The following is a 12,916-nucleotide window of genomic DNA, read 5'->3' on the forward strand; positions in this document are numbered from 1 at the left end:
CCCGCAGGAGACGCCTTTTTTACATCAGCCGCCGATAAACGGGTTACTGAACTTCCGCTTCCTGCACCGGTAACAGCGCTTGCGGATCGACCTTCAGGCATGAAACGGCGTGCGTAAAGCTCCCTTCCAGCAGCGGACGCGTTTTCAAGCACTCAGGGCCGACCACTGGACAACGGGTGCAGAACACACAGCCTAATGGCGGATTAATCGGTGAAGGTAAATCCCCTTCCAGCAGTTGTATCTTCTTGTTCCGTTCCTGATCGGGATCGGGAATCGGCACAGCAGACATCAGCGCCCGTGTATAGGGATGCTGCGGGTTTTGATAGACCTGATCGTACGTTCCCAGCTCTACCGCATGCCCCAGATACATCACCAACACACGATCGGAAATGTGCTTCACGACCGATAAATCATGAGCGATAAAAATCAGCGACAGGCGCATTTCACGCTGTAGCTGACACAGCAGGTTAACTACCTGTGCCTGAATCGACACGTCCAGCGCGGAAACCGGTTCATCACAGATAATCAGCTTAGGCTCCAAAATCAGCGCCCGTGCGATGCCGATACGCTGACACTGCCCGCCAGAGAATTCATGCGGATAGCGGTTGATCAGGTTCGGCAGCAGTCCAACCTTCAGCATCATCGCTTTCACGCGATCTTTTACCGTTTGGCGATCCAGCTCAGGGTGATAGACCTTCAACGGCTCGGCAATAATTTCACCGATGGTCATACGCGGGTTCAACGACGCCAGCGGATCCTGGAATATCATCTGAATGTCGCTGCGCGTGGCGTGCCACTCATCGGCGCTCATGCCCAGCAGGTCTTTCCCCAGCCAGGTAACCCGCCCGTCAGTCGCTTTTACCAGCCCGATAATGGCACGTGCCAACGTAGACTTGCCGCAGCCGGATTCCCCCACTACGCCCAGCGTTTCGCCTTCATATAAACGTAGCGTCACGCCATCAACGGCTTTCAGTTTTTTCGGCGGCTGCCAGAACCACTGCTTATCATCTCTGACGTCAAAGTGGACTTTCAGATCGTCCACTTCTAATAACACCTTTTTCTCGTCCGCGTTGTTCATACCACCTCCTCAATCGCTCTAAAGCAGGCGCGCAAGCGGCCATCACCAAAAGATTCCAGCGCCGGTGCACTATGGCAGACATCCATTGAATACGGGCAGCGTGGTTGGAACGGACAGCCTTTCGGCAAACGTAATAAGTTAGGCGGATTACCCGGAATGGTTGCCAGCACCTCATCTTCCGCATCCAGACGCGGCACGGCGTTGAGCAGGCCAACAGAATACGGGTGGCTCGGATGATAAAAGACGTCGCGTGCAGCGCCGTATTCCATGGTGCGTCCGGCGTACATCACCAGCACTTTGTCACAAATACCAGCCACCACGCCCAGGTCATGGGTGATCATGATGATAGATGTATTAAACTCACGTTTCAGTTCGTTCAGCAGCGTCATAATCTGCGCCTGAACCGTTACGTCCAGTGCCGTTGTTGGTTCATCAGCAATCAGCAGCTTTGGCCGACACAGTAACGCCATCGCGATCATCACGCGCTGACGCATCCCGCCGGAAAACTCATGCGGATACATCTTCATACGCTTACGCGCTTCCGGCATTTTTACCGCATCCAGCATTTTGACCGACTCTTCAAACGCTTCGCTTTTACTCATGCTTTTGTGCAACATCAGCACTTCCATCAGCTGTTCGCCGACACGCATGTAAGGGTTTAGCGAAGTCATCGGGTCCTGGAAAATCATACTGATTTCTTCAGCGCGCAGCTTATTCAGCTGGCTTTCTGGCAAATTGAGAATCTCTTTGCCACGAAAACGCGCCGAGCCGCCAATGCGACCATTACGCGCCAATAATCCCATCAACGCAAACGCGGTTTGTGATTTACCGGAGCCGGATTCACCGACAATCCCCAGCGTTTCACCGGCGTTGAGCGTGAAGTTCAGGTCGTTAACCGCCGTCACATCACCATCCTGCGTGTTGAACGTTACCCGGAGATCCTGAACATGTAGCAGCGCGTCGTGCGCACCAGTTAGCTCAATTTTGCCCATGTTAATGCTCCTCAGCGATCTTTCGGGTCGAGGGCATCACGCAGGCCATCGCCGATAAAGTTAAAACAAAACAGCGTGACAACCAGGAACGCCGCCGGATAGAACAATAACCACGGCGAAACCTCCATTGAGTTCGCACCATCATTCAGCAAGGCGCCCCAGCTGCTTAACGGCTCCTGCGTTCCCAGCCCCAGGAAGCTCAGGAAGGATTCGAACAGAATCATACTAGGCACCAGCAGAGAGGCGTACACCACCACCACCCCCAGCACGTTAGGCACAACGTGACGCAGCACGATACCGCGCGTGGAGACACCGGAAACCATCGCCGCTTCAATGAACTCTTTACGCTTCAGGCTCAGCGTCTGACCGCGCACGATACGTGCCATATCCAGCCAAGACACCATGCCGATAGCCACGAAGATCAACAACATGTTCTGCCCGAAGAATGTTACCAGCAGAATCACGAAGAACATGAATGGGAACGAGTTGAGTATTTCCAGCAGACGCATCATGACTGAATCCACTTTCCCGCCCAGATAGCCGGACATCGCGCCATACAACGTGCCGACGACCACGGCGACCAGTGCCGCCGCCACACCCACCATCAGCGACACACGTCCACCGATGGCAACACGTACCAGCAGATCACGACCAGAGGAATCCGTACCAAAGTAGTGACCAGACGTCATATCCGGTGCGGCTGACATCATTCCCCAGTCGGTATCGGCGTAGTCAAATGCAGACAGCATCGGCGCAAAAATTACAAACACGGTAATCACAGCTAAAACAAACAGACTAGCCAGCGCCGCACGGTTGTGGATAAAGCGCAGACGCGCATCCTGCCACAAACTGCGCCCTTCAATTTCAGCCTGCTCGGTGAAGTTCTCTAACGCTTCAACATTTTTTCGATTCCAAAACATAACGCCCCCAATTAATAGCGAATTTTCGGATCGATAACAGCGTAGAGCACGTCAATGATCGCATTAAATAAAATGGTTAAGCCGCCGACCAGAATCGTCAGACTCAGTACCAGTGAATAGTCACGGTTCAGTGCACCGTTCACAAACAGTTGCCCAATGCCGGGTAAACCAAAAATGGTTTCAATGACCATCGAGCCAGTAATAATTCCCACAAACGCCGGCCCCATATAGGACAGCACGGGCAGCAGCGCGGGCTTTAGCGCGTGGCGCAGAACGATGCGGCGCATCGGCAGCCCTTTGGCGCGCGCGGTGCGGATAAAGTTAGAGTGTAAAACCTCGATCATCGATCCTCGAGTAATACGCGCGATGCTGGCGATATAAGACAAAGACAACGCCACCATCGGTAAAATCATATATTTGGGTGCCCCGCCGTTCCAGCCACCGCCGGGCAGCCAACGCAGCGTAATGGCGAAAATCAGTACCAGCAGCGGCGCGACGACAAAACTAGGAATAACCACCCCCGTCATGGCAAAACCCATCACGGTATAGTCCCATTTCGTATTCTGATTCAGCGCAGCGATCACACCCGCACTCACACCAAAAACAATGGCAAGAATGAAAGCTGCGAACCCTAATTTCGCAGAAACTGGGAAAGACGTCGCGACTAGATCGTTCACGGAATAGTCTTTGTATTTAAAAGAAGGACCGAAATCACCCTGTACCAGTTGCAGTAAGTAGTTGCCGTACTGCGTCATGATGGGATCGTTCAGATGATATTTGGCTTCAATATTCGCCATCACTTCCGGCGGTAAATTACGCTCGCCGGTAAAAGGGCTACCGGGTGCCAATCGCATCATGAAGAACGAGATGGTGATCAGGATCAATAGTGTTGGAATCGCCTCTAAACAGCGGCGAAGAATAAATTTTAACATTGCTCGTACCTATAAAAGGCTGGCAGCACAACAGCGTGCGCCAGCCATTATTATTAGTGCTTGATGATATAAAGATCTTTCACGTAAACATTATCCTGCGGATCGTTGCCCGTTAATCCACCAACATAAGGTTTCACCAGTCGGGTATTCGCATAGTAATAGACCGGTATGGTGACTGCGTCTTTATCCAGCTGCGATTCCGCCTGCTGGTAAACCGCAGCGCGCTCCTCATCGGTTTTCACCTGCAAGGATTTCGCAACCAGTGCATCAAACTCTTTGCTCTTATAGTGCGAGGTGTTACTGCTGCTGTCGGACAGCATGCTGTTCAGGAAGGTTGAAGGTTCGTTATAGTCAGCACACCATCCGGCGCGTGCAACATCATAGGTTCCCTGATGACGGGTGCTGAGGAAGGTTTTCCATTCCTGGTTTTCCAGCTTAACGTCCACGCCGATATTCTGTTTCCAGATAGAAGCCGCCGCGATCGCCATTTTTTTGTGCAGATCAGAAGTGTTGTACAGCAGGTTCAACGTCAGCGGTTTGTCGGCGGTATAGCCCGCTTCTGCCAACAGTTTTTTCGCTTCTTCATTACGCTTCGTCTGTGGCCAGGTGAACCACTCTGGGATCTGAGCGTTGAAACCATCAATATACGGCGGTACAAAACCATAGGCTGGAATATCACCCTGATTTTTTACTTTATTGGTCAGAATATCCTGACTTATGCCCATGCGCAGTGCATTACGCACCCGAACATCATTAAACGGCGGCTTTTGGTTATTGATTTCGTAATAATAAGTGCATAGGTACGGGTTAACCTTCACCTCATCGGGGATCTCTTTCTTTAATTTTTGAAAGAGTTCAATCGGCAACTGGTTGTACGTCATATCAATTTCACCGCTGCGGTAGCGGTTCACGTCCGTCACTTCAGACGCGATCGGCAAATACGTCACTTGGTTAATCACGGTATGGGCGTTGTCCCAATATTGCGGGTTACGCTCCAGCACCATTTTTTCATTCACAACCCAGCTTTTCAGTTTGTAGGCACCATTGCCGACCCAGTTTTTCGGCTGCGTCCATTTTTCACCGAATTTCTCGACAACGGCCTTATTGATTGGGGACATCGCGACGTAAACAGGCAGCTTATAGAAGTAAGGTACTGCTTCGGAGAGCGTAACCTCAAAGGTATGATCGTCGATCGCTTTTACGCCCAGCGTATCAGGGGATTTCTTACCAGCGATGATGTCATCGATATTCAGCAGATGACCATATTGCAGGTAGCTGGCGTAAGGTGATGCTGTCTTGGGATCGGCCAGACGCTGCCAGCTATAGACGAAATCGTGTGCGGTAACTGCCTCACCGTTGGACCATTTGGCATCTTTACGCAGGTGGAATGTCCACACTTTAAAATCTTTGTTATCCCAGCTTTCCGCTACGCCGGGACTGGTTTTGCCGTTAACGTCGGAAATCACCAACCCTTCCAGCAGATCGCGCGACACATTGGATTCCGGCACGCCTTCGATTTTATGCGGGTCAAGAGAGGAAACTTCAGCACCGTTGTTACGAACCAATTCCTGTTTTTCTGCTAACTGAACGCCTGCGGGAACGGTCGCGGCAGAGGCAGAAACAGCCATCGTGCTACTTAATGCCACGATAATAGCGGCAGCTACTCTTTTTTTAGTTGTGATGTGTGTCATTATTTTCTCCTGTAATGTTGTCGTGTTAGTTATCCCAGCACGATTCCTGAATTAGAGCCCTGTGAGAAAACGATTAATCGATTCGACTCACAACCCATTCCCACAAAGTAGGAATGGGTAACCAGAGATTAAATACCAAATTAATCGCTGTTCGCTCACTTCATTTGCATCAAACCGTAAACAGCCGCGGATTAATGCTTAATGATATAGAGATCCTTCACTCGTATATTATCCAACGGATCCTTGCCGGTAATACCGCCGACATAAGGTTTTATCAGTCTGGCGTTCGCGTAGTAATAGACCGATACAATCGCCGCATCTTTATCCAGCTGCGATTCTGCCCGCTGATAAATTTGCGCACGCTCATCGCCCGTTTTCGCCTGAACCGCCTGCTCCATCAGCTTGTCGAACACCGCACTCTTATAATGCGCCGTGTTGTTGCTACTGTCTGACAGCATGCTATTCAGGAACGATGTCGGTTCGTTATAGTCCGCACACCATCCGGCGCGTGCAACATCATAAGCTCCCTGATGACGGGTGCTGAGGAAAGTTTTCCACTCTTGGTTTTCCAACTTTACGTCAACGCCCAGATTCTGTCTCCAGATCGATGCCGCCGCGATCGCCATCTTTTTATGCAAATCTGATGAGTTATAGAGCAAATTAAACGTCAGCGGTTTCTCTGCGGTATAGCCCGCTTCCACCAGCAGTTTTTTCGCTTCTTCATTACGTTTCGCCTGCGGCCAGGTGAACCACTCCGGTACTGACGCTTCCAAGCCATCGATATACGGAGGAACAAAGCCATAGGCAGGAATGTCACCCTGATTCTTCACCTTGTTGGTCAATATGTCTTGATCAAGCCCCATACGCAGTGCCGTACGCACCCGGACATCGTTAAACGGCGGTTTCTGGTTGTTGATTTCGTAATAGTACGTACAGAGGAAGGGATTAACTTTAACTTCTTGTGGGATTTCTTTTTTCAGTTTCTGAAATAGCTCGATAGGTAATTTATTATTGGTGACATCAATTTCACCCGCACGATAACGGTTAACATCGGTCACTTCAGAAGCAATCGGCAGATAGGTGACCTGATTAATTACGGTCTTGGCGTTATCCCAATACTGGGTATTACGCTCCAGCACCAACCGCTCATTCACGACCCAGGATTTAAGCCGGTAGGCGCCATTCCCTACCCAGTTTTCCGGCTGGGTCCATTTATCACCAAACTTCTCCACGACCGCTTTATTTACCGGGGACATGGGCGAGTGAATCAGTAATTTATAAAAGTAAGGGATCGGCTCGCTTAGTGTGACTTCCAACGTATGGTCATCGAGTGCTTTTACGCCCAACATATCGGGAGATTTCTTGCTGGCGATAATGTCATCAATATTCAGTAGATGACCATATTGCAAATAGCTAGCATAAGGAGAAACGGTTTTCGGATCGGCCAGACGCTGCCAGCTATAAACGAAATCTTGTGCGGTAACTGGATCGCCATTGGACCATTTGGCATCTTTGCGTAAATGGAATGTCCAGACTTTAAAATCGCGGCTTTCCCACCGCTCGGCCACGCCAGGAACCGAGTGTCCATCCGGATCGGAAATCACCAACCCTTCATATAAATCGCGTGCGACGTTGGATTCCGGCACACCTTCTATTTTATGCGGATCCAGTGATGACACCTCAGCGCCATTATTTCTCACCAGAACTTGCTCTTTCGCCAGTTCAACACCGGCAGGTACAGTAGCAGCCTGAACATTCACGCATGACACCATCACTGCTGCGGCAATCATACTGGTAACAAAGCATTGTTTTGTTTTGCGAGTTTTCACTTTATAAACGCCCCTGTCTTGATACAACGTCATACCGGACTCTACTCGTAAAAATAGCCGTCACATAGAGCAGAAAAGATCGCCCATTATCCAAATAAATCATAAAATTAATTTATGGGTGGATAACGAATAGCAGGCAGAGACTCGAAGCTATCAAAAGCGGACACATTCGCCAATATCTTTACATTAATGTTGCTTAATTTTCTTTACTACTGCCAGATAAATATTTTAGTACAGTAGCATGAGATGGACGTTAACATCATGATAAACAACAATTTTTATATTTACTGGCAGATATTTTTTTAAATACTCAGCAATTTATAGATTTTGAACAAAAAAACATCGTAGTGGATTTTATCATTTTCACAGCACAAAAATGATGATGCATGCTTACCTATCCGCGTCATTATCTGACCAAAATGTTATTATTTTAACAATTCCATTACTCACCTGGTACCACAGTAATTCCCCATTTATCTGCTACAGGCTGTGCGTAAAATAACTACCCCGATTAAAATATAAGCATTGTTTATACGAGCACGTTTTATGCGATGACCACGATTTATACGAATACGTAGATAGCGCCCGGAATTGGCTCCGACAATTATCTGCATCAACGCCCGCCGATCTCCCCTACCGCCCCATTTTAGGTAGAAAAACCGATGGTTTTACCCCGTTAATGATAGTGATTATCAACATCAACCTGCTGAATGGTGTCAGCTTAAAGAAAACTCGATATTGATCACAAAAAAAGCACCCACAAATAGGTATGCTCATCCCATGCCGTCGTTAACACGTAAACTCTCTTAATTTTGACCTATTTTCAAAACAATATTTCAAAAATTCACGATATAGACGGTTACAATATTTTAAAAAGCAACGATCACGCCACAACGGCGGCTGACAAGCTCTTTGAGTCAATTAACGTGAGATAGACGGGAAAAAATAGCCCGGTGACGGAAACGTACCCCTATCGCTTATCTATACTGTTCTATTCGGCGAACAATTGACTGAAAGAGTTTAACATTTATCAGGAGAGCATTATGGCCGTAACCAACGTTGCTGAACTTAACGCACTGGTCGAAAGAGTGAGAAAGGCGCAGCAGGAATTTGCCACTTACACTCAGGAACAGGTTGACAAGATCTTCCGCGCTGCCGCACTCGCTGCATCGGATGCCCGTATCCCGCTGGCAAAAATGGCGGTTGCTGAATCAGGTATGGGGATCGTGGAAGACAAAGTCATCAAAAACCACTTCGCATCTGAATACATTTATAACGCTTATCAGGATGAAAAAACCTGCGGCGTCCTCTCTACTGATGACACTTTTGGTACGATTACCATTGCAGAGCCGATTGGCCTGATTTGCGGTATTGTTCCCACCACCAACCCCACTTCTACCGCGATTTTTAAAGCGTTGATCAGCCTGAAGACCCGTAATGGGATTATCTTCTCTCCACATCCGCGAGCAAAAAATGCAACGAATAAAGCCGCAGACATTGTTCTGCAAGCGGCCATTGCGGCAGGCGCACCGAAAGATATTATTGGCTGGATCGATCAACCTTCCGTCGAACTGTCCAACCAACTGATGCACCACCCGGATATCAACCTGATTCTCGCCACTGGCGGCCCAGGCATGGTGAAAGCGGCATACAGCTCCGGTAAACCGGCGATCGGCGTCGGTGCCGGTAACACGCCTGTTGTCGTTGACGAAACCGCAGATATCAAGCGTGCCGTTGCGTCCATTTTGATGTCGAAAACCTTCGATAACGGCGTCATTTGTGCGTCAGAGCAGTCAGTCATCGTGGTAGACAGCATCTATGATGCCGTACGTGAGCGTTTTGCCACCCACGGCGGTTACATGCTGAAAGGCAAAGAACTGCATGCCGTACAGGGTATTCTGCTGAAAAACGGCTCACTGAATGCCGACATCGTTGGTCAACCTGCACCGAAGATCGCTGAAATGGCGGGCATCACCGTCCCAGCAAACACTAAAGTGCTGATCGGTGAAGTGACTGCCGTCGACGAATCCGAACCGTTTGCCCATGAAAAGCTGTCGCCAACGCTGGCGATGTACCGTGCGAAAGACTTCAACGACGCCGTCATTAAAGCGGAAAAACTGGTCGCAATGGGTGGCATCGGTCACACATCCTGCCTGTATACCGATCAAGACAACCAGCCAGAGCGCGTGAATCATTTCGGTAATATGATGAAAACGGCGCGCATCCTGATTAACACCCCGGCTTCTCAGGGGGGGATCGGCGATCTCTACAACTTCAAACTCGCTCCGTCTCTGACGCTGGGCTGCGGCTCCTGGGGCGGAAACTCCATCTCCGAAAACGTCGGGCCGAAGCACTTGATCAACAAAAAAACGGTAGCCAAGCGAGCAGAGAATATGTTGTGGCATAAACTTCCTAAATCCATCTATTTCCGTCGTGGTTCACTACCTATTGCACTTGAAGAAGTTGCATCTGATGGCGCAAAACGCGCATTTATCGTGACCGACCGCTTCTTGTTCAATAATGGCTATGTCGATCAGGTGACTTCCGTGCTGAAACAGCACGGGCTGGAAACCGAAGTGTTCTTTGAAGTTGAAGCTGACCCCACGCTGAGCATCGTACGTAAAGGTGCCGAACAAATGCACTCCTTCAAACCGGATGTGATTATTGCGCTGGGTGGCGGTTCACCAATGGATGCGGCGAAAATTATGTGGGTGATGTATGAACACCCTACGACGCACTTCGAAGAGCTGGCGCTGCGTTTCATGGATATCCGTAAGCGTATCTACAAGTTCCCGAAAATGGGCGTTAAAGCCAAAATGGTGGCGATTACCACCACATCCGGTACCGGTTCCGAAGTCACGCCGTTTGCCGTAGTGACCGACGATGCAACTGGACAGAAATATCCGTTGGCAGATTATGCGTTGACGCCAGATATGGCGATTGTTGATGCCAACCTGGTGATGAATATGCCGAAATCATTGTGTGCGTTTGGCGGGCTTGATGCGGTAACACACTCGTTGGAAGCCTATGTTTCCGTGCTGGCAAACGAATACTCAGACGGACAGGCGTTACAAGCGCTGAAACTGCTGAAGGAAAATCTGCCAGACAGCTACCGTGACGGTGCGAAAAATCCGGTGGCCCGTGAACGCGTGCATAACGCCGCAACAATCGCAGGTATCGCGTTTGCCAACGCCTTCCTCGGCGTATGTCACTCAATGGCGCATAAACTGGGCTCGGAGTTCCATATTCCGCACGGCCTGGCTAATGCCCTGCTGATCTCAAACGTGATTCGCTATAACGCAAACGACAACCCAACCAAGCAGACGACATTCAGCCAGTATGACCGTCCTCAAGCACGCCGCCGTTACGCTGAAATAGCCGATCATCTGCGCCTGACCGCACCTAGCGATCGTACCGCGCAGAAAATCGAGAAATTGCTGAATTGGTTGGAAGAAATGAAGACCGAGTTGGGGATCCCAACGTCCATTCGCGAAGCTGGCGTACAGGAGGCCGATTTCCTGGCTAAGGTCGATAAACTGTCAGAAGATGCGTTCGACGACCAGTGTACTGGCGCTAACCCACGCTATCCGCTGATTTCCGAATTGAAACAAATTCTGCTGGATACTTACTATGGCCGTAAGTTCTCTGAAGAAGTAAAAACAGAAGCCGTTGAACCTGTAGCAAAAGCCACCAAAACTGGCAAAAAAGCGGCACATTAGCACGTCAGCCGTTATCACTTTATAGGCTCGCTTACTACAATGCCCAACCCTTTTAAGGTTGGGCATTTTTACTACTCGCGCTCACATCAATACGCCGTTTATTAGTCACCCCGACAGCCGGATATTTAACCGACTTACACGCTTTCTTTACGGGTTAATCCCAGCGCAATTTTATAATGCTTACGACACACGGAAACATAACTCTCATTGCCACCAATAACGACCTGTTCCCCTTCGTGGACGGCATTACCCTGCGCATCTAACCGCAACACGCAGTTGGCTTTACGGCCGCAGTGGCAGACCGTTTTTAACTCAATCAGCTTATCTGCCCACGCTAATAAGTAGTGACTCCCGGAAAACAAATCACCGCGAAAATCAGTACGCAGCCCATAACACAATACCGGGATATCTAATTGGTCCACGACATCGGAAAGCTCGTTCACCTGCTCGCGGGTTAAAAATTGACATTCGTCAATTAATACACAATCTACGGGCTGAGTGCGGTGCTCTTTCTCCAGCAGTTCAAATAAGGATGTCTGCGGATTAAACAATAATGCCGGAGAAGAAAGGCCGATCCGCGAACTGACTATCCCCACACCATGCCGATTATCTATTTCTGCAGTGAACACCAGCGTGCGCATACCGCGTTCCTGATAGTTATATGACGACTGCAAGAGCGCCGTCGATTTCCCTGCATTCATTGCAGAGTAATAAAAATAAAGTTGGGCCACTCAGCTACTCCAAAAGTCAGGCTATATACTCGTCATACTTCAAGTTGCGTGTACGTTAGCTGCGTTCACTCACCCGAATCACTTACTTAAGTAATCTCATCGGGATTTCCTCTCTCGTTACAAAGCTTATAAATAAGCCTTGCCCTAGCAGACCAACGCTTTGCGTTGTTCAAACGTTAACGTCTACTCTGATACTTGAATTATTTAGTGTATATGATCTTCATGTCGTAAAAACTTATTGTAACAACTCGTCTTCACGCTGCGCAATGGTCTATTTCTCGTCCACATTTTGTCCATACGCCCGCCTGCGATGATCTGTTATGATAAAAGATATAAATGTTCCTTATAACAAAGACGTGGCATCAATAAGCCATTTACTGTCGTTTGATGTAGAAAAACGGCATGGCAAATGTATTTTTCGATAACAGGAAAGTATTTATATTTATGTAGCATACGATGTGAGTTCTGTTTTAAAAATGATATTTTTTAACAAACTTACAAATTTGACTATTGCAGAAAGGAAAATAGCACTCTATTATCACACTACGTATCACCAATAATATTAATTTGAGATTATCACAATGAGCGAAGCGCTAAAGATTCTTAATAACATCCGTACTCTGCGTGCCCAGGCAAGAGAATGTACCCTGGATACTTTGGAAGAAATGCTGGAAAAACTGGAAGTCGTGGTTAATGAACGCCGCGAAGAAGATAGCCAGGTTCAGGCTGAAGTTGAAGAACGTGCGCGTAAATTGCAACAATATCGCGATATGTTGATTGCCGATGGCATTGACCCTAACGAATTATTGCAATCTTTAGGTTCAGTGAAAGTTGCAGGTAAAAACAAACGCGCCGCCCGCCCGGCAAAATATCAATACACTGACGAAAACGGCGAACTTAAAACCTGGACTGGCCAGGGTCGTACTCCGGCAGTAATCAAGAAAGCAATCGAAGAGCAAGGTAAATCTTTAGATGATTTCCTGCTGTAATTGTTTATAAGTACTGAATACTAAAAAACCCCCGA

Annotated in this window: 9 protein-coding genes; 2 read left to right on the forward strand and 7 right to left on the reverse strand. The window is 48.6% G+C overall.

Annotated elements, in window-relative coordinates; translation table 11 throughout:
* Positions 1-43: 43 nt before the first annotated feature.
* The 6 genes from oppF to oppA (JFY74_11400) form a co-directional block, all read right to left on the reverse strand.
* Entirely contained in the window at positions 44-1,078 is a 1,035-nt protein-coding gene (gene oppF, locus JFY74_11375; GenBank protein QQG26746.1) for a murein tripeptide/oligopeptide ABC transporter ATP binding protein OppF, read from the reverse strand.
* Complete coding sequence (locus JFY74_11380) at positions 1,075-2,070, reverse strand: ABC transporter ATP-binding protein (protein QQG26747.1); 996 nt, start codon at positions 2,068-2,070, stop codon at positions 1,075-1,077. The genes oppF and JFY74_11380 overlap by 4 nt, the downstream gene beginning before the upstream one ends.
* An 11-nt stretch (positions 2,071-2,081) precedes the next feature.
* Entirely contained in the window at positions 2,082-2,990 is a 909-nt protein-coding gene (oppC, locus tag JFY74_11385) for an oligopeptide ABC transporter permease OppC (protein ID QQG26748.1), read from the reverse strand.
* Between the two features lie 11 nt (positions 2,991-3,001).
* Positions 3,002-3,922, reverse strand: coding sequence for an oligopeptide ABC transporter permease OppB (gene oppB / locus JFY74_11390; GenBank protein ID QQG26749.1), 921 nt, complete (start codon positions 3,920-3,922; stop codon positions 3,002-3,004).
* Positions 3,923-3,975: 53 nt separating this feature from the next.
* A complete protein-coding gene (gene oppA, locus JFY74_11395) occupies positions 3,976-5,613 on the reverse strand; it encodes an oligopeptide ABC transporter substrate-binding protein OppA (protein ID QQG26750.1) in 1,638 nt (545 codons plus the stop codon).
* A gap of 191 nt (positions 5,614-5,804) precedes the next feature.
* A complete protein-coding gene (gene oppA, locus JFY74_11400) occupies positions 5,805-7,475 on the reverse strand; it encodes an oligopeptide ABC transporter substrate-binding protein OppA (protein ID QQG26751.1) in 1,671 nt (556 codons plus the stop codon).
* A gap of 1,010 nt (positions 7,476-8,485) precedes the next feature.
* Here oppA (JFY74_11400) and adhE point away from each other — a divergent pair.
* Complete coding sequence (gene adhE, locus JFY74_11405) at positions 8,486-11,161, forward strand: bifunctional acetaldehyde-CoA/alcohol dehydrogenase (protein QQG26752.1); 2,676 nt, start codon at positions 8,486-8,488, stop codon at positions 11,159-11,161.
* 134 nt (positions 11,162-11,295) lie between these two features.
* Here adhE and JFY74_11410 read toward each other — a convergent pair whose 3' ends face one another.
* Positions 11,296-11,892 carry a thymidine kinase gene (locus JFY74_11410; GenBank protein ID QQG26753.1) on the reverse strand — a complete coding sequence of 199 codons (597 nt, stop codon included), beginning with the start codon at positions 11,890-11,892 and terminating at the stop codon, positions 11,296-11,298.
* A 581-nt stretch (positions 11,893-12,473) separates the two neighbouring features.
* Between JFY74_11410 and hns the strand changes: the two genes are divergently transcribed.
* A complete protein-coding gene (gene hns / locus JFY74_11415; GenBank protein QQG26754.1) occupies positions 12,474-12,881 on the forward strand; it encodes a DNA-binding transcriptional regulator H-NS in 408 nt (135 codons plus the stop codon).
* The last annotated feature ends 35 nt before the right edge of the window (positions 12,882-12,916 follow it).

Source organism: Pectobacterium carotovorum (assembly GCA_016415585.1).
In the GTDB taxonomy this organism is placed as follows: Bacteria; Pseudomonadota; Gammaproteobacteria; order Enterobacterales; family Enterobacteriaceae; genus Pectobacterium; species Pectobacterium carotovorum_K.